The sequence below is a fragment of the Caulobacter sp. GW821-FHT10E02 genome (genome assembly GCF_059415225.1).
This window is the reverse complement of the sequence record NZ_JBWKMV010000003.1, coordinates 623282-642550: the sequence shown is the minus strand read 5'-3', so window position 1 is coordinate 642550 and position 19269 is coordinate 623282. Positions and strand designations below refer to the sequence as shown.

The window sequence follows — 19269 nt, the reverse complement described above, 5'->3', positions numbered from 1 at the left end:
CTCCCGCCGCGCGACTCTAACACTTGTTTGAGCGCGTCGATCCGGGAGCCTTCGCATGACCACCGCCTATCTCTGTGACGGCATCCGCACCCCGATCGGTCGCTACGGCGGGGCGCTGTCCAAGGTGCGGGCCGACGACCTGGCGGCCATCCCGCTGAAGGCCCTGGCCGCGCGCAACGCCGGCCTCGATCTGGAAGCCCTAGACGAGGTGGTGCTGGGCTGCGCCAACCAGGCCGGCGAGGACAACCGCAACGTCGCGCGGATGGGCCTGCTGCTGGCCGGCTACCCCGTCGGCGTGCCGGGCGTGACCGTCAATCGCCTCTGCGCCTCGGGCCTGGAGGCCATCGGCTACGCCGCCCGCGCCATCCTGTCGGGCCACAACGACCTCGTCATCGCCGGCGGCGTCGAGAGCATGAGCCGCGCGCCGTTCGTGATGGGCAAGGCCGACAGCGCCTTCTCCCGCAACGCCGAGATCTTCGACACCACGATCGGCTGGCGCTTCGTGAACCCCGCCATGCGCAAGGCCTATGGCGTCGACTCCATGCCCGAGACCGCCGAGAACGTCGCCGCCGACTATGGCGTCAACCGCGAGGACCAGGACGCCTTCGCCCTGCGCAGCCAGCAGCGGGCGGCGGTGGCCCAGGCCAACGGCTTCCTGGCCGGCGAGATCACGCCGGTCGAGATCCCCGGCAAGGCCGGCCCCACGATCGTCGACCGCGACGAGCATCCGCGCGAGACCACGATCGAGGCCCTCGCCAAGCTGAAGCCCGTCGTCCGCGAGGGCGGCACGGTGACGGCCGGCAACGCCTCGGGCGTCAATGACGGCGCGGTGGCCTTGATCATCGCCTCCGAGGACGCCGTGAAGCGCCACGGCCTGACGCCCCGCGCCCGCATCACCGGCTATGCCACCGCCGGCGTCGCGCCGCGTGTCATGGGCATCGGTCCGGTGCCGGCAGTCCAGAAGCTGATGGCCAAGACCGGCCTTTCCATCGGCGACTTCGACGCCGTCGAGCTAAACGAGGCCTTCGCCGCTCAGGGCCTCGCCGTCCTGCGTCAGCTCGGCCTGCCCGACGACGGCGCTCATGTGAACGCCAACGGCGGCGCGATCGCCCTGGGCCACCCGCTCGGCGCATCCGGTGCGCGGCTGGTGCTGACGGCGCTGCGGCAGCTGGAAGCCACCGGCGGCAAGCGCGGTCTGGCCACCCTGTGCATCGGCGTCGGCCAGGGCGCGGCGATGTCCTTCGAGCGCGTCTAGTGGCCGACGCCGAACTCATCGAGGCCCTGCGCCAGACGGTGCGGGCCCTGTGCCGCGACTTCCCGCCGCCCTACTGGCGCGCCCTGGATCGCGAGAAGGCCTATCCGACCGACTTCGTGGCCGCCATGACCAAGGCCGGCTTGCTGGGCGTGCTGATCCCCGAAGAATACGGCGGCGGCGGGCTGGGCCTGATGGCCGCTTCAGCGATCCTGGAGGAGGTCCACGCCAGCGGCGGCAATGCTGCAGCCCTGCACGCCCAGATGTACACCATGGGCACGGTCCTGCGGCACGGCTCGACGGCGCAGAAGGAGACCTGGCTGCCGAGGATCGCCGACGGCTCGATCCGGCTCCAGGCCTTCGGCGTCACCGAGCCCACGGCCGGCACCGACACCACCTCGATCTCGACCTTCGCCCGGCGCGAGGGCGACACCTACGTCATCAACGGCCAGAAGGTCTGGACCAGCCGCGCCGAGCACTCCGACCTGATGGTCCTCCTGGCCCGCACCACGCCCAAGGATCAGGTCGCCCGCAAAGCTGAGGGCCTGTCGGTATTCCTGGTCGACATGCGCGCGGCCAGGGGCGCCGGCCTGACGATCAAGCCGATCGCCACCATGCTGAACCACGCCACCACCGAGGTGTTCTTCGACAACCTCGTGATCCCGGCCGACAGCCTGGTCGGCGAAGAGGGCAAGGGCTTCCGCTACATCCTGGACGGCATGAACGCTGAGCGCATCCTGATCGGCGCCGAGTGCCTGGGCGACGCCGCCTGGCTGATCGGCAAGGCGCGGGACTACGCCAACAGCCGCGTCGTGTTCGGCCGGCCGATCGGCCAGAACCAGGGCGTGCAGTTCCCGATCGCCCGCGCCTACGCCCAGGCCCACGCCGCGCGCCTGACCATCTACGACGCCGCCGCCCGCTATGACGCGGGCCAGCCGTGCGGCGAACAGGCGAACATCGGCAAGATGCTGGCCTCGGAGGCCTCGTGGGCGGCCGCCGACATGTGCCTGCAGACCCACGGCGGCTTCGGCTTCGCCGAGGAGTACGACATCGAGCGCAAGTTCCGCGAGACGCGCCTCTACCAGGTGGCCCCGATCTCGACGAACCTGATCCTGGCCTATGTCGCCGAGCATGTGCTCGGCCTGCCGCGGTCATACTGATGATCCTGGCCGCCTCGGACCTGGCGCGGCTGGCGGCGGTGCTCGACCGGCCCGAAGCGCCGGCGGAGGTCCCGCCGGCCTGGCACTGGGCCTGCCTGGCCGAGCCCGTCCGGCGCGCCAACCTCGGCCCCGACGGTCATCCGAAACGCGATCCGTCCTTGCCGCCCCGGCGGATGTTCGCGGCGTCGGACATGACCTTCGCAGGGCCGCTGCTGCCGGGCGTGGAAACCGAGCGCGTCGAGACCATCGCCGCCGTCGAGGAAAAGGCCGGGACCAGCGGCCCGCTCACCTTCGTCATCCTGGACCGCACCTTCAGCCAAGCCGGCGAAGTCCGGATCAGCGAGCGCCAGACCATCGTCTACACCGCCGCCCCGCCTGCCCCGCGCACGCCGGACGCACTCCCGACAACCGCCGAATGGAACGTTGAGACCTCCACCGATCCCGTCCTGCTGGCGGCCTTCTCGGCGGCGACAAGCAACACCCACCGCATCCACTACGACCTGCCTTACGCGACGCAGGTCGAGGGCTATCCCGGCCTCGTCGTCCACGGCCCGCTGATCGCCTTGCTGCTGCTGGAAGCCATGCCCGCCCGGCCGCTGACGCGCTTCTCGTTCCGGGCGCTGAAACCCGCCTTCGCCGGCGAGACGATCACCGCCAAGGGACGCCTCACCGACGGCGGCGCTGAGCTGTGGGCCGAAGCCGGCGGCGCGGTGCTGATGAAGGCCAAGGCGGCTTTCTAGCGCGCCCTACTCCTCCAAGGTCGACGTATCGAACCCGTGGTACAGCGACAGGAACCGGAACGGGTGGCCCGGGATGTATTCCTTGAACATCACGTTGTTGATGTCGCTCTCCGTGTCGAAGCCGCCGATCCGGGCGCCGGGAGCCTGCAGCGCCAGGTGATGGCGGGCCAGGTTCAGGGCGATCTGGTCGATCCAGCGGGTGACGGTCGGGCGGCTTAGCCGCTCATCCAGATAGGCCCGCAGCCAGCGCAACAGGATCGCCGTCTCCGCCGTCGGCCGGGCCAGCACCAGGTTGGCGGTGATCCGCGAGCCGGCCTGGTAGTTCTTGTCGTTCAGGTTCAGCACCAGATCGGCGTCGGCCCACTGCTCCAGCAGGTCGGCGACGCCGCGCTGCAGCAGCAGGTCGATGTCCGACACGAACACCGGCCGATCCAGCAGATCCAGCAGCCCGCCCAGGCGCTGGAAGCGCACCGACTGGTAGTGGGCGACCGGGATCTCGACCAGACCCTTGGGTGGAGCCTCGAAGCACTGGGTGGTCACCGCCGAAGCGTCGAAGTCGTCGCCGACGAACACCACGCGCGGGTCGTCGATCCGCACCGTCGCTGCGGCTTCGGCTAGCTTGTCCGCGCCGCCGATCACGTGGATCACCACCAGGAACGGCACGTCGCTGTGCTTGAGCACCGACAGGGCCAGCCAGCGGCCGTAGAGCTCGACATAGCGGGCGTCGGCGGCGGCGAAGAACACCACCTGCGCGCCCAGGGCGTCGGCATGGGCCTTGAGCCCCTCGCCGTCCAGCGTGTGGCCGTCGCCGGTCAGGAAGGTCTGCGGGCCGTCGTCCGGCGCGGCGGGGGTCGGGTCTTCCAGGCGCGCGCCGGTCAGGGCCTCCATCACCACGCGGTAGTGGTTGACCCAGTCGCCCCACTCCGGCCCCGGCGACTCCATGCCCATGGCCGCGCCCTCGGCCAGTAGCAGCTCGAACAGATCGATGCGCTCGCGGGTCAGGGGCTCGCACAGGATCAGGCTGACGGCGTCGTGGTAGTATTTCATCCGCCCCAGCGGGTGCAGGCCCGACTGCAGATCGCGCGCGGTGGCGATGGCCTTGGCCAGCTCGCCGGGCACGTCCAGCGCCAGCTCGACCGGCGGGGCGACGGCGGGCGGCGCCTCGGTCGGCACGCCCTCGAAGAAGCGGCCCAGCAGGTCCAGGGCCTGCTCGCCAACCGGCAGGGTCCCCTCGCCCATCAGCACCTCAAAGTGCAGGCCCCCGCGCCAGCCGACCTGCAGCTCGAAGCGCTCCGTGGCCTGAGCCCAGACGGCTTCACCGGGGAAGGTCAGGTGCTCCAGCAGCGGGGTCTTGGGGGCCAGGATCAGGGCGCCGTCGACATGGTCGGCGGCCCAGCGGTGATGGGCGAAGCCGCGATAGGCGCCCTCGGGCTTGAGGGCTTCCAGATAGCGCGACGGCGTGGTGATCCAGCCGGCCTCGGCGATCAATGGCAAACGCTCCAGCAGCACCGACGGCCGCGCCAGGGTCTGGATCACGTGGGTGACCACCACGCAGTCGAAGCGTCCCGCCCGCGCCACATGGGCCAGCACGGAGCGATAGCTTTCGGGGTCGCAGAGATCACACGGGAAGTCGGCTCCCGCCCCGCCCAGCGTCTTGTCGCGCAGCTCCCGCGGCCAGTTGGGCGGGATGCCGCCGACCAGCAGGATGCGGAAGTCCGGATCCTGCGCCTTGCAGCGCTGGAGCTGGCCGACCAGGCCGGAGAGGTCGTTCAGCCGCGCGAATTCCGCGACCTGATACGGCCGCGTGGCGCGTCGCGTGAACAGGCCCTCCGGCGTCAGGTCGTTCACGCGGGCTGGCCTTCCCAGAGCCGGCCGTCGGCGGGCATGGTCTTGACCTGGTTCCGCCGCGCCAGCTCGTGGCGGTACAGGCCGAGCAGGTCGGGCTCGGCCTGCATCTCGCGGTCGTCGCGGTCCAGGGACAGGCCGATGGCGAGATAGGTCGGGAGGTTGGCCAGGTTCGGGCGCGGCCGCTGGCCGGCCTGATACTCGGCGATCATCTCGCCGTAGAGGTCTTCCAACTTGCCGGCTAGCAGGTCCATGTCGAACAGCACGCAGGTGTCGCGGTTGGCTTCCAGCGTGATGCGCAGGGCCTGGGCCTTCTCACGGTCGGAGCCAATCTCGACGGCCTTCTCGACATAGGCCTCGGCGCTGTCGACGACCAGTTCAGGCAGGCCGGCGCTGCGCACCAGGCTGCCGCAGACCCGCGAGGCGAAGCAGCGGCCCGACCAGGTCAGCACCGGCACGGCCATCCACAACGCGTCCGAGGCCGTCGTGTGGGCGCCGTAGGGCGTGGTGTCGAGGAACAGGTCCGCCAGCGGATAACGCGCCAGGTGGTGGGCGTTCTGGAGCTTCTGGGCGAAGACCAGGCGGGTGCGGTCGACGCCCCGCGCCTCGGCCGCGTCGCGCAGACGGGCGTTGGTCTCCGGGTTGCTGTCCAGCAGCCACAGCACGCTGCCGGAGGTGCGCTTGAGAATCTCCATCCAGCGATCGAACACGTGCGGGGTGATCTTCTGCGGGCCGTTGAAACAGCAGAAGACGAAGGCGTCGTCGGGCAGGCCGACCTCGGCCCGCGTCGGCGCGACGTCGTGCACCTTCCGGCGGCGGTCGTTGGGCTGGTAGCAGGGGATCCGGCGCACGGCCTCGGAGTAGTAGAGCTCCATCTCCTCCGGGATAATCCACGGATCGGCGACGATGTAGTGGTGGTAGTCGCTGCCCATCGTGCCCGGGTAGCCCAGCCAGTTGACGATGATCGGGGCCGGACGGTGGGCGAAGACCGAGGTGCGGGCGTCGCGGGTGTGGCCGTTGACGTCGACCAGGATGTCGATGCCGTCGTCGGCGATGCGCTGGGCGGCCTCGTCGTCGGTCATCGGACGGATGTCGGTGAAGTGCTCGACCGACGCGCGGATGCGGGTGTTGAGCCCGTCGCTGGACTCCGGCCCGCAATAGTAGGCGAAGACCTCGACCTTCTCCTTGTCGTGCACCTCGAACAGCTCGGCCATCAGGTAGCCGACGGCGTGGTCGCGCAGGTCCGACGAGATGTAGCCGATACGCGGGCGGCGGCCCGTGATGTCGATGGGCGCGTCGCGGCGGTCGGCGCGGACCTGCTCGGGCGTGACCTTGGCCTCGCGCTCGATGAACTTGTTGCCGGCCGCCAGCAGCAACAGCGGGTCGTCGGTATAGGCGCCGACGGACAGCGGGTTGACGCCTTCCAGCAGGGTCGCGCGGCTGAGGCGGTCGGTCGGCTGCAGGGCCGGCCACTTGCATTGCGACAGGCGGGTGGCGACCAGCTGGCCGATCACGTCCATGGCGGAGGGATCGAGCTCGGCGGCGCGTTGCAGGGCCAGCTCGGCGCGGGCCGACTGGTGCATGTCGCCCAGCAGGCGGGCGATCTGCTTGAGGCAGGTGAAGGCGTAGTTGACGCCGGCGCCCGTCGCGATGACCACGCGGTTGGCGCCCGTTTCCCAGGTGGCGATGGCCAGCTCGTTCAGCCCTGCCCGCTCCTGGATGCCGCCCAGGTTCACATAGGCCGGCATGAAGTCGGGATTGATCCTGATGGCGTGTTCCAGCGAGGCCGCCGCGCCGGCGTTGTCGCCCAGGGCCGATTGCAGGATCGAGCGGTTGAACAACGCCACGCACAGCTGCGGATGCTGGTCGTTGAACTTGATCCAGACCTTGTACGCCTGGTCGGCCAGGGCCGGTTGCCCCTCTGCCCCCAGGTTCGCCGTGAGCGTGATCAGGTCGCCGAGCGAGCAACCTTCGGCGGTCAGCGTGCTGAGCAGGTTCAGCGTGTCGACGTCGGCCATTGTCTTCCTGAAACCGATGAGCGGGGGACAGGCGCGCACGAAGGCGGCGCGCGAGTCAGCGCGGCGTGATCATGGCATGGGGTTGGGAACTCGACCAAGGCCGAGAAGGGGTCCGTCGACCGCGCCTCCAGGAGACGCGGCCGACGGCCGGGATCAGCTCACCGTCAGGTAGGCCGCGATCTGGGCGTCGTCCAGGCTCTGCACCTGGGCCGGCGTCAGGGCGTTGGCCTGGCCGGTGGTCAGCGCGGCGATGTTGGTGGTCGACAGGAAGTTCAGCTGCGTGACGGTCAGGCCGGACATCTGCGTGGTCTGCAGCTGACCGATCTGGGTCGTGGTCATCGCGTCGATCACCGTCGTGCCCAACGCGCCCAGCTGGGTGCTGGTCAGGGCGGCCAGCTGGGTGTCCGCCAGGTCGCCCACGTCGGCCACGGTGAGCGCCTTCAGCTGCGTCGCCGTCAGGCCCTTGATCTGGCTGGTCGACAGCGCCGCGGTCTGGGTGGCGTCCAGGGCCGAGACGTTGGTCGCCGACAGGGCCGCCAGCTGCAAGATGCTCAGGGCCGTGATCTGGGTGTCGGCGAACTGGCCGATGTCCGTCACGTTCAGCCCCGCCATCTGGCTGGCGACGATGCCCTTCACCTGGGCGGTCGTCAGCGCGCCCATCTGCGTGCCGTCCAGGGCCGAGAAGGCCGTGGCCGACAGGGCGCCGACCTGGGTCGAGGCCATCAGGGCGATCTGGGCCGTCGACAGCCTGGCCGCCTGGGTCGAGGCCAGGGCGCCCAGCTGCTGCGGGGTCATGGCCTGGACCTGGGTGTCGACCAGCTCGCCGATGTCGGTGACCGAGAGGCCCTTCACCTGGTCGAGGGTCAGGCCCTTGATCTGGCTCGTCGTCAGGGCCGCCATCTGAGTGTCGCTGAAGGCCGAGATGTTGGCCGCCGAGATCAGGGCCAGCTGGGTCGGAGCCAGGTTCGAGATCTGGCTCGTCGACAGCTCGCCGATGTCGGTGGTCGTCAGGCCCTTCAGTTGCTCGGCCACCAGGCCCTTGATCTGGCTGGCGTTCAGCGCGGCGACCTGGGTCGAGGCCAGGGCCGAGAAGGCCGTGGCGCTCATGGAGCCGATCTGGGCCGGCGACAGCGCACGGATCTGGGTCTCGTTGAACTCGCCGACGTCGGTGATCGTCAGGCCCTTCATCTGGACCGCCGTCAGACCCTTCAGCTGCACGTCCGTCAGCTTGGCCATCTGGGTGGCGTTCAGGTTCGAGAAACCGGTGGCCGTCAGGCCGCTCAGCTGGGTCGAGCTGAGGGCTTCCACCTGCGTATCGGCCAGGGCGGCGATGTTGGTGGTGTTCAGACCGCCCATCTGCCCGGCCGTCAGGCCCTTGATCTGGTCGGTCGTCAGCGCGGCCAGCTGGGTCGTGGCCAGCAGGGAGACGTTGGTCGACGAGAGCGCGCCCAGCTGGGCCCGCGTCAGGCCGCCGATCTGGGTGGTGGTCAGCTCCTGCAGCTGGGTCGAGGCCAGGGCGCTGACCTGGGCGGCCGCGAGCTGGCCAATCTGGTCCGCCGACAGCTCGTCGATGTCGCCGACCGTCAGGCCCTTCAGCTGGGACGTGGTCAGGGCCGCGATCTGGGTGTTGGCCAGCACGGCGACCTGGGTGTCGGCCAGGGCCGAGATGTTGGCCACCGACAGCTGCTTGATCTGGTCGGCGGTCAGGGCCTTGATCTGGTCCGTCGAGAACTCGGCGATGTCGGTCGTCGTCAGGTTCTGCAGCTGGCTGGCCGCGATGCCCTTGATCTGGGAGGCGTTCAGGGCCCCGATCTGGGTCTGGTTCAGAGCCGAGAAGCCGGTGGTGCTCAGCGCGCCGACCTGCAGCGCCGTCAGCCCCACGATCTGGGTGTCGGCGAGCCGGGTCAGGGCCCCGCCCGCGGCGAAGGCCTTCAGCTGGGTGGCGGTCAGGCCCTTGATCTGGGACGAGCCGATCGCGGCGAAGTGGGTGTCATCCAGGCTGTTCAGCGCCCCGGGATCGAAGCCGCCGAGCTGGGTCGTGGTCAGCGAAGACAGCGCCGTCTCGCTCAGCGCGATGGCGTCCATGCCCATGCCGCCCAGTTGCGCCGCCGTCAGGCCCTTGACCTGGCCGGTCGTCAGCGCGGCGGTCTGGGTGTCGTTCAGCGACTTCAGGTTGGTCGTCGTCAAGCCGCCGATCTGGGTCGCGGTCAGGGCGGCCAGGTTGGTGTCGGCGAAAACGGTCAGGATGCCCGGGGGCAGCGCGCCCATCTGGACCGCGGTCAGGCCCACGACCTGGGTGGCTTCCAGGTCGTCGTAGAAGGCGCTGGCGAAGTTGTAGACGGCTTCCTTCTTGATCGCGCCGATCTGGCTGGTGGTCAGCGACTTCATCGCCGTCGCGTCGAGCGCGGCGATGTTGGTCGCGTTGAGCGCGCCGATCTGCGCCGTCGTCAGGTTCTGCAGCTGCGCGCCCGTCAGCTCGTTCAGCATGCCGCTGACCGCGCCCAGCTGGCTCACCGTCAGCGACTTCAGCTGGGTCGCGGTCAGGGCCTGGGTCTTGGTCTCCGAAAGGCTCTCCAGCAGGTTGGGCGAGAGGGCCGACAGCAGGCTCGTCGAAAGGGCCGCCGCCTGGCTCTCGTCCATATTGGCCAGGAAGCCGCCCGACAGATCCTTGGCCTGGGTCGCGACGAGGCCGCCCAGTTGCGTGGTGGTCAGGGACGCGATCTGGGTCGGGCTGAGGCTGTTCAGGGCTGTGGTGGTCAGCGCGCTCACCTGGGCGGCCGTCAGGTTGGCGACCTGCGTCGACAGCTCGGCGGCGTTGAGGCCGTCCAGCGACTTCAGCTGGGTCGCCGTCAGACCCTTGATCTGGTTGGCGTTCAGCGCGGCGACCTGGGTCGAGTCCATCGCCAGGAAGGCGGTGGTGCTGAGCGCGCCCATCTGGGCGGGGGTGAGGCCTCCCAGTTGCGTCGTCGACAGCTCATGGACCTGGGTGTCGGCCAGGGCGCCGACCTGCAAGGCCGTCAACTGGCCGATCTGGGCCGCCGACAGCTCGTCGATGTCGGAGACCGAAAGCCCCTTCAGTTGGGTCGTGTTCAGGGCCGCGATCTGGGTGTTGGCCAGGACGGCGACCTGGGTGTCGGCCAGGGCCGAAACGCCGGTGGCCGACAGCTGGCCGATCTGGGCGGCCGTCAGGGCCTTGATCTGGGCCGTGGAGAACTCGGCGATGTCGGTCGCCGTCAGGTTCTTCAGCTGATCGGCCGTCAGACCCTTGATCTGGACGTCCGTCAGGGCGGCCATCTGGTCGGCGTCCAGGGCCGAGAAGTTCGTCGCCGTCAGCGCGCCGACCTGGGCCGCCGAGAGGGCGTTGATCTGGGTGGTGGCCAGCTCGCTGACGTCGGTGAGCGACAGCGCCTTCAGCTGAGCGGTCGACGCGCCCTTGATCTGGGTCGTCGTCAGGGCCGTCATCTGATCGGCGTCCAGGGCCGAGAAGCCCGTGGTCGACAGCTGGCCCAGCTGGGTCGGCGTCAGGGCCTTGACCTGGGAGGTCGAGAACTCGGCGATGTCGGTGGCGTTCAGCGCCCCTAGCTGCGCGGCCGTCAAGCCCTTGATCTGGCTATCGTTCAGCACGCTGACCTGGGTGGCGTCCCAGGCGGCGAACTTGGTCGCGCCCAGCGCGCCGATCACCGCGCCGCTGAGGCCCGAGATCTGGGTCGTGGTCAGGTCGGAGACGTCCAGAGCCGCGATCTGGCCGCTGGACAGCGCGCCCAGCTGGTTCGCGGACAGCTCGCCGATGTCGGTGCCGCTAAGGCCGGCGATCTGGGTGTTGGTCAGACCCTTCATCTGGCTGGTCGTCAGCGCCGCGGTCTGGGTCGAGTCCAGGGCCGAGAGGTTGGCGGGCGACAGGAACTTGATCTGGTTGGCGTCCAGGGCGCCGATCTGGTCCGCCGACAGCTCCGCCACGTCGCTGGCCGTCAGGCCGGAGATCTGGGTCGACGTCAGGCCCTTCATCTGGCTGGTCGTCAGGACCGCGACCTGGGTGTTGGCCAGGGCCGAGAAATTGCCCGCCGAGAGCGCGCCCAGCTGGGCGGCCGACAGGGCCTTGATCTGGTCCGTGGACAGTTCACCGACGTCGCCGGTCGTCAGGCCCTTCAGCTGCGTGGCCGTCAGACCCTTGATCTGGTCGGTGGTGATCGCCGCCATCTTGGTCGCGTCGAGCGACGAGAAGCTGGCCGACGACAGGGCGCCCAGCTGGGCCGACGTCAGGGCGCCGATCTGGGTGTCGGCCAGGGCGGCCACGTTGGTGACCGTCAGCGCCGCCACCTGCTGGGTGGTCAGGCCCTTGAGCTGCGCCGAGGTCAGGGCGGCCAGCTGGGTGTCGGCCATCAGGCTGAGGTTGGTCGCCGTGATCGCGCCCACCTGGGCGGCGGTCAGCGTACCCAGCTGCGTGGTCGTCAGTTCCTGCAGCTGCGTCGAGGCCAGGGCGGTCAGTTGGCCGGCCGACAGCGCGCCGACCTGGGCGGCCGACAGCTCGTCGATGTCGGAGACCGTCAGGCCCTTCAGCTGGGTCGTGTTCAGCGCCTGGATCTGGGTGGTGACCAGGACGGCGATCTGGGTGTCGACCAGGGCCGAGATGTTGGCGGCCGAGATGCTCTTGATCTGGTCGGCCGTCAGGGCCTTGATCTGGTCCGTGGAGAACTCGGCGATGTCGGTCGCCGTCAGGTTCTTCATCTGGTCGGCGGTCAGGCCCTTGATCTGCGCCGCGCTGATCTGCGCCATCTGGGTGCTGTTCAGCGACGAGAAGCCCGTCGAGGTCATCATGCCCAGCTGGGCCGGCGTCAGGGCGCCGATCTGGGTGTCGGCGAAGTCGGCGATGTCGGTGATCGACAGTGCCTTCAGTTGGGCGCTGGTCAGGCCCTTCATCTGACTGGTCGACAGCACAGCCGTCTGGTCGGCGTCCAGCGCGACGAAGGCCGACGCCGACAGGCCGCCGAGCTGGGTCGCGCTCAAGGCGCCGATCTGGGTCGTGGCGAACTCGGCGACGTCGGTGGCCGTCAGGGCCCCCATCTGCGCGACGGTCAGGCCCTTCACCTGGTCGGTGGTCAGGGCGCCGACCTGGGTGGCGTCCAGGGCCGCGAAGTTCGTCGTCGTCAGGGCGCCGAGCTGCGCGGACGTGAGCTGGCCGAGCTGGGTGGTCGAGAGGCTCTTGACGTTGGTCAGGTTGAGCGAGGTGATCTGCGCGTTCGTCAGGGCGCCGATCTGGGTGTCGGCCAGTTCGGCCATGTCCGAGGCCGTCAGGGCCTGCAGCTGGGCCGCGGTCAGGCCCTTCATCTGGCTGGTCGTCAAGACGGCGACCTGCGTGCCGGCCAGGGCCGAGAAGGCGCCGGCCGACAGGGAGCCGACCTGGGCCGGATTCAGCGCCTTGACCTGGTCGGTGGTCAGCTCGCCGATGTCGGTGGTGGTCAGGTTCTTCAGCTGATCGGCCGTCAGGCCCTTGATCTGGACCTCCGTCAGCGAGGCCATCTGGGTGGCGTTCATGGACGACAGGTTGGTCGTCGACATCGACGCCAGCTGGGCCGGCGTCAGGGACTTGATCTGAGCGGTCGAGAACTCGGCGACGTCGCTAGTCGTCAAGCCCTTGATCTGGTTGACCGTGAGGCCCTTGATCTGGGTCTCGTTGATCAGCGAGATCTGGGTGGCGTTCAGCGACGAGAAGCTGGCCGACGCCATCGCGCCCAGCTGGGTCGAGGACAGGGCCCCGATCTGCGTGTCCGCCAGGTTGGCGACGTTGGTGACGGTCAGGGCCGTCACCTGCGCGGCGGTCAGGCCCTTGACTTGCACGGTGGTCAGGGCGCCCAGCTGCGTGGCGTCCATCAGGGTCAGGTTGGTCGGGGTGATCGCGCCCAGCAGGCCCGAGGTCAGGCCGCCGATCTGCGTGGTCGACAGCTGCAGGACCTGGGTCGACGCCATGACGTTGACCTGAGCCGTGGTCAAGGCCCCGATCTGGCTCGCCGACAGTTCGGCGATGTCGCCGGTCGTCATGCCCTTGACCTGGGTCGCGGAGATGCCGGCGATCTGGCTGCTGGTCAGCGCGGCGACCTGGGTGTCGACCAGCGCCGAGAAGGCCGCCGCCGACAGGGCGCCCACCTGGCTCGGCAGCAGGGCGGTGATCTGGTCGGTGGACAGGTCGGCGACGTCGGTGGCGCTCAGCCCCTTCATCTGATCGACCGTCAGGGCCTTGATCTGAGTGGTCGTGATCGCCGCCATCTGGGTGGCGTTCAGGTTCGAGATGTTGGTCGAGGTGATCGACGCCAGCTGGGTGTTGGCCAGGTTCGAGATCTGGTCGGTGGTCAGCTCGCCGATGTCGGCCGTCGTCAGGTTCTTCAGCTGGTTGGCCGTCAGACCCTTGATCTGGACGGTCGTGATCGCCGCCATCTGGGTGGCGTTGAGCGCCGAGACCGCGGTCGTGCTCAGGGCGCCGAGCTGGAGCGTGCTCAGGGCGCTGATCTGGGTGGTGGCCAGTTCGCCGACGTCGGCGGCGGTCAGGGCGCCGACCTGGGCGCTGCTCAGACCCTTCACCTGGTCGGTGGTCAGGACGCCGACCTGGGTGGCGTTCAGGGCCGAGAAGGCGCTGGCGCTCAGGGCGCCGACCTGAGTCGAGGCCATGGCGGAGATCTGGTCGGTCGACAGCTGGGCGGCCTGGGTCGTGGCCAGGGCCCCCAGTTGCACGGTGCTCAGCGCCTGGAGCTGGGTGGTGGCCAACTCGCCGATGTCGCCGGTGGTCATCCCCTTGATCTGGTCGACCGTGACGCCCTTCATCTGGGCCTGCGACAGCACCGCCATCTGGGTGTCGCTCAGGGCCGAGAAGCTGGCGGGGGCCAGCGCGCCCACCTGGGCGGCGGACATGACCTGAAGCTGGCTGGTCGCCATCTCGCCGATGTCGGTGACGCTGAGGCCCTTGATCTGGGCGGCGGTCAGGGCCGAGACCTGGGCGGTCGTCAGCGCGCCCATCTGGCTGGCGTCGAGCGCCGACAGGTTGGTAGCCGTCAGCGCCGCGACGCGGTCCGCGCCCAGGGCGCTGATCTGGGTCGTGGCGAACTCGGCCATGTCGGCCAGGCTGAGGTTCTTGGCCTGAAGGACGCTGACGCCCTTCATCTGGTCCTGGCTGAGTTGGGCGATCTGGGTGCCGACCAGGCCCGAGAAGCTGGTCGACGACAGCGCGCCCAGCTGGGCCGAGGTCAGGACGGCGATGTGCGAGGTGTCGAGCGCGGCCAGCTGGGTCGAGGTCAGGACCGCGACCTGGTTGGTCGACAGCTGCGCCAGCTGGGTGACGTCGAAGACCACCGAAGTCGCGAACTTCGGGATTTGAGTGGTGGCGAGCGCCTTGACCTGGGTGGTGCTGAGCGCGGCGACCTGGGTCGTGGCGAGCGCGCCGATGCCCGTCGCGCTGATCGCGGCGACCTGCACACCGCTGAGCGATTGGATGTCAGTCGTCGTTAGCCCCTGGATCGCGGTGATCGAGAGGTTCGTGATCTGCGCGGCGGAAAGGCTCGAGATCGACATACATCCATCCTTGCTGGGTGGACGCCGCCCCTGCGGACGTCCCTAAGCAGACATGGAGACGCCCCCCAAACTCAAGCGCCCCGCAACTAGCCCGACTATGGCTAATTCGCGGTAACCATATTTCCTTTCCAAGTCCTTTCAACGAGACATGCGGACGCAGCGCTTGACTTGCGGTCAGGTTGCGTTCGCGGCCCTGCTCCACGCTCTGTCAGAAACGGCGTAAAGCCTTGCAAGACAAGGCCCTAGCCTGGACCTGGATCATCTGCATGCGTCATCTCGAAAGATGCGGACATGCTTAGCGCGGGATTAATCCAGGCGGTCCGGAGCGGCTCGGGAGACACATTCGAGCCCCAATTCCTAACACCCCGATTCGGGTCACCCCTGCCCGGCGGCCAGCAGCTCGAAGCTGGAAACCAGGCCGTCCACGGACGAATTGGCCAACCAGACGTCGAACATCCCCGGCTCGGCGATCCAGTAGTCGTTGTCGCCGACGAACATCAGGTTCTCGCGTTTCAGCTCGAACCGGACCTCGCGCTCGGCGCCGGGAGCCAGGGAGACACGCTGGAAGCCCTTCAGCTCGCGCACCGGCCGGGTGCGGCTGGCCACGCGGTCGCGGATGTAGAGCTGGAGGACGTGGTCGCCGTGCAGGTTGCCGCTGTTCTTGACCTTGGCGCTGACGTGCAGCGTGTCGTTCCACGCCAGGCGCGCGGTGCTGAGCTTCATGTCGGTAACGTCGAAGCGCGTGTAGCTGAGGCCGAACCCGAACGGATAGAGCGCGTCGTTGCGGATCGAGCGCCAGCGGGCCTTGTACTCCTGGCCGTTCGGATCGGCCGGCGCGGGACGCCCCGTGGTGCGGCCGTTGTAGAAGAACGGCTCCTGACCGCTGTCGATCGGGAAGCTGACCGGCAGCTTGCCCGAGGGGTTCACCACGCCGAACAGCACATCGGCCACGGCGTTGCCCATCTCGCTGCCCAGGAACCAGGTCGCCAGGATCGCCGGGGCGTCGCGGACCACGCCTTCCAGCTGGATGGCGCGGCCGTGGCGCAGCAGGACGATGACCGGCTTGCCCGTGGCGGCGATCGCCTCGGCCAGGCGCTGCTGGACGGGTGGGATGCGGATATCGGTGCGCGACTTGGCCTCGCCCGTCATGTCCTGGCTCTCGCCGATGGCCAGCAGGACGATGTCGGCCGCTTGGGCCGCCGCCACGGCGCGCTCGAAGCCGCCGGCGATGGTGGTCTCGACCTCGCAGCCGCGCTCGACGATCAGGCCGCCCGGATCGGCCAGCTGGGCGCGCAGGCCGGTGGCGAGATCGACGTTCAGGCGGCGGTCGGCGAAGAACCCGCCCCAGGCGCCCAGCACGTTCTCGCGGTCGTCGGCGAACGGGCCGATCAGGGCGAACCGCTTGCCGGCCTTGGGCAGCGGCAGCAGGGCGCGGTCGTTCTTCAGCAGCACGATCGAGCGCGCGCCGGCCTCGCGGCTCAAGGCGCGCATGGCCGGGGTGGCGGTGCGCTCGGCCTCGTCGCGCGGGTCCAGCGAGCGGTAGGGATTGTCGAAGAGGCCGATCGCCTCCTTCAGGGCCAGCACCCGGCGCACGGCCGCGTCGACCGTGGCCATCGGCACCGCGCCCGAGGCGACCAGCTCCGGCAGGTAGCGGTTGTAGAGGCCGCTCTGCATGCTCATGTCGACCCCGGCCAGGATGGCCAGGCGGGCGGCGTCGCGGTCGTCGGCGGCGAAGCCGTGCGCCACCAGCTCTTGGTCGGCCGTGTAGTCCGAGACCACCACGCCCTTGAAGCCCCACTCCCCGCGCAGGATGTCGGTCAGCAGCATCTTGTTGGCGGTGGCCGGCACGCCGTTGACGTCGTTGAAGGCCGACATGGTGGTCAGGGCGCCGGCCGCGAAGGCGGCCTGGAACGGCGGCAGATGCACCTCGCGCAGGGTCGCTTGGGAGAGTTCGACCGAATTGTATTCCAGCCCCGCCGTAACGGCGCCGTAAGCCGCAAAGTGCTTGGGCGTGGCCAGCATGCTGTCGTCGGCCTTCAGGTCCTTGCCCTGGAAGCCGCGCACGCGGGCGGCGGCCATCATCTCGCCCAGGAAGACGTCCTCGCCCGAGCCCTCGGCCACCCGGCCCCAGCGCTGGTCGCGGGCCACATCGACCATCGGCGCGAAGGTCCAGTGCAGGCCCGAGGCCGTGGCCTCCAGGGCGGTGGCGCGGGCGGTGCGCTCGGCCAGGTGCGGGTCGAAGCTGGCGGTCTCGCCCAGCGGGATCGGGAACACCGTGCGGAAGCCGTGGATCACGTCGGCGGCGAACAGCAGCGGGATCTTCAGGCGTGAGCCCTCGATCGCGGCCTTCTGGGTGTCGCGCGCGGCCTGGGCCCCGACGCCGTTGAACAGCGCGCCGATCCGCCCGGCCTTGACCTCGGCCAGCAGGGTCTGGGCGTTGCGGATATTGACCAGCGGATTCATGTCGCCGATCGGCGGCCGGATCATGTCGGCGAAACACGACAGCTGGCCGGCCTTCTCCTCGATCGTCATCTGGGCCAGCAGGCCTTCGATGCGATCGGAAGCTCGGGCGAAGGCGCGGGGAGTCGCGACGGCCAGTCCCGCCAGGGCGGCCAAGCCCGAAAGGAAACCACGGCGGTTCGGCCCGTCCGACACGCGGGCCGCCGTCTTCGACATCATGGGAATCCCCCGGACGCTTACGAGGCGCGCAAACTCGCCGCTAAAGCGTCAGCGCGCAACCGCCCTCGCCCCTTGGGTTAGCGCGACGAAATGCTCGCCCGCGAAAGTCAAAATAGCGGCCGAAAACCTGACAGAGGAAACAATTCAACTTCTGAGAGTTTTACCTACTCAAGAGGATTGCAGTAAATGCACGCTCATCAAATTCTTTTTGTTGAAGATGATTTTATATTAAGCTTTTCATCGTGCGAATTTATTCGAGATCGTGGCATGCGGGTCATAGACGCCTCTAGCGCATTATTGGCCGCGAACGTCATCGACAAGCGCGCCTATCTCTCGGCCCTGGTCAGCGACATCGATCTGGGCGAAGGCGAGAACGGCTTCGACGTCGCTCGCCGGGCGCGGGTCGCCTATCCGGGCCTGCCGGTCGTCTTCGTTTCCGGGGCGGCGGCCTCGCGCCATGCGGCCGAAGGCGTGGAGGGCTCGATCTTCATCGGCAAGCCCTACCATCCTCGCCAGATCGTCGAGGCGCTGTGCGCGCTGGCGGACAACAAGGTCGCCGCCTAGCGCCCTACTCCGCCGCGATCACCGCGACGTCGGCCGGAAGGCGAGCGGCGTTGTAGGTCTCCAGGTCCAGGATTCCCTCGCGCTTGGCCACGATGGTGGGAATGAGGGCCTGGCCGGCGACGTTCACGGCGGTTCGGCCCATGTCCAGGATCGGGTCGATGGCCAGCAGCAGGCCCGCGCCTTCCAACGGCAGGCCCAGGGTCGAGAGCGTCAGGGTCAGCATCACCGTCGCGCCGGTCAGGCCCGCCGTGGCGGCCGAGCCGATCACCGAGACGAAGACGATCAGGAAATAGTCCGACCAGGCCAGGTGCACGCCGAAGAACTGGGCCACGAAGATCGCCGCGATCGCCGGATAGATGGCCGCGCAGCCGTCCATCTTGGTGGTCGCGCCGAACGGCACGGCGAAGGCGGCGTAGGCGCGCGGCACGCCCAGGCTGGTCTCGGTCACGGCCTCGGTCACCGGCAGGGTGCCGATCGACGAGCGCGACACGAAGCCCAGCTGGATCGCCGGCCAGGCGCCCTGGAAGAACTTGATGGGGTTGAGGCCGTTCAGCGCCAGGATGGTCGGGTAGACGACCAGCAGCACCAAAGCGAGGCCGATATAGATCGCGCCGGTGAAGGCCCCGAGCTGACCTAGCGTGGTCCAGCCGTACTGGGCCACGGCGTTGCCGAACAGGCCGACGGTGCCGATCGGCGTCAGGCGGATCACCCACCACAGCACCTTGCGTACGATCGCCAGGGCCGAGGCGTTGAACTTCAGGAAGGCCTCGCCCGCCTCGCCGACCTTCAGGGCCGCGATGCCGGTGACCAGCGAGATGACCACGATCTGCAGCACGTTGAACGACAGGCCGGTGGTGGCCGCGCCGTCGGTGATCTTGGTCGAGGCGGCCAGGCCCAGGATGTTGCTGGGCACCAGGCCGGTCAGGAAGTCCAGCCACGAGCCGTGGGTCTTGGGGGCCTTGGCGGCAGCGGCGGCGACACTGGTGTGCAGGCCGGGCTGCAGGATCAGACCCAGCGCGATGCCGATCAGCACCGCGATCAGGGCGGTGACCGCGAACCAGAACAGGGTCCGCCAGACCAGGCGGGCGGCGTTCTGCAGCTGGGCGATATTGGCGATCGAGGCGACGATGGCCGTGAACACCAACGGCGGCACCAGCACGCGCAGCAGCTGGATGAAGATCGCGCCGACCTGATGCAGCGTCTCGGCCAGGGCGTAGCCCGCCTGCCCTTCGGCCGGACCCAGGTTGCGCGCCAGCAGGCCCAGGCCCAGGCCCAGGGTCATGGCGACCAGGACCTGGACTCCGAACCCGCTGATGAAACGGCTGCTCTTCGGCTGGGCGACGGCCATGCGCGATCCTCGGACGACTAAGGCCTTTAATGTCGTGCCGAGCGGTGGGATTTACGAGCGAGGTTTTCCGGGAGGCGCCCCCAGGAAAACTGAAACGGCCTCTGTG

Annotated in this window: 8 protein-coding genes and 1 pseudogene; 4 read left to right on the top strand and 5 right to left on the bottom strand. The window is 69.0% G+C overall.

All coding sequences use genetic code 11. The features are described 5' to 3' along the window. Nucleotides 1-55: 55 nt before the first annotated feature. The 3 genes from pcaF to AC07NI_RS18170 are packed head-to-tail and all read left to right on the top strand — an operon-like array spanning nt 56 to nt 3152. Entirely contained in the window at nt 56-1255 is a 1200-nt protein-coding gene (gene pcaF / locus AC07NI_RS18180) for a 3-oxoadipyl-CoA thiolase (protein ID WP_494621637.1), read from the top strand. Beyond that, on the top strand, nt 1255-2412 hold the full coding sequence (locus AC07NI_RS18175) for an acyl-CoA dehydrogenase family protein (protein ID WP_494621635.1): 1158 nt from the start codon (nt 1255-1257) through the stop codon (nt 2410-2412). Before pcaF ends, AC07NI_RS18175 begins: the two co-directional genes overlap by 1 nt. Beyond that, on the top strand, nt 2412-3152 hold the full coding sequence (locus AC07NI_RS18170) for an HTD2 family dehydratase (RefSeq protein WP_494621633.1): 741 nt from the start codon (nt 2412-2414) through the stop codon (nt 3150-3152). The genes AC07NI_RS18175 and AC07NI_RS18170 overlap by 1 nt, the downstream gene beginning before the upstream one ends. 6 nt (nt 3153-3158) lie before the next feature. On the opposite strand, the pseudogene AC07NI_RS18165 reads toward AC07NI_RS18170, so the two are convergent. From AC07NI_RS18165 to AC07NI_RS18150, 4 genes and pseudogenes are all read right to left on the bottom strand, one after another. Then, nucleotides 3159-4976: pseudogene (locus AC07NI_RS18165) on the bottom strand (FkbM family methyltransferase); the annotation flags it as partial. A 20-nt stretch (nt 4977-4996) separates the two neighbouring features. Beyond that, nucleotides 4997-7015 (bottom strand): O-linked N-acetylglucosamine transferase, SPINDLY family protein, encoded by a 2019-nt coding sequence (locus AC07NI_RS18160; RefSeq protein ID WP_494621631.1) that lies wholly within the window; start codon nt 7013-7015, stop codon nt 4997-4999. A gap of 153 nt (nt 7016-7168) precedes the next feature. Next, a complete protein-coding gene (locus AC07NI_RS18155; protein ID WP_494621629.1) occupies nt 7169-14572 on the bottom strand; it encodes a beta strand repeat-containing protein in 7404 nt (2467 codons plus the stop codon). Between the two features lie 375 nt (nt 14573-14947). Continuing rightward, entirely contained in the window at nt 14948-17251 is a 2304-nt protein-coding gene (locus tag AC07NI_RS18150; RefSeq protein WP_494621627.1) for a glycoside hydrolase family 3 N-terminal domain-containing protein, read from the bottom strand. Nucleotides 17252-17437: 186 nt separating this feature from the next. On the opposite strand from AC07NI_RS18150, the gene AC07NI_RS18145 reads away from it, so the two are divergent. Then, a complete protein-coding gene (locus AC07NI_RS18145) occupies nt 17438-17815 on the top strand; it encodes a response regulator (protein ID WP_494621625.1) in 378 nt (125 codons plus the stop codon). Nucleotides 17816-17819: 4 nt separating this feature from the next. Here the strand turns inward: AC07NI_RS18145 and AC07NI_RS18140 are convergent, their stop codons facing one another. Continuing rightward, complete coding sequence (locus tag AC07NI_RS18140) at nt 17820-19163, bottom strand: dicarboxylate/amino acid:cation symporter (protein ID WP_494621623.1); 1344 nt, start codon at nt 19161-19163, stop codon at nt 17820-17822. Nucleotides 19164-19269: the final 106 nt, after the last annotated feature.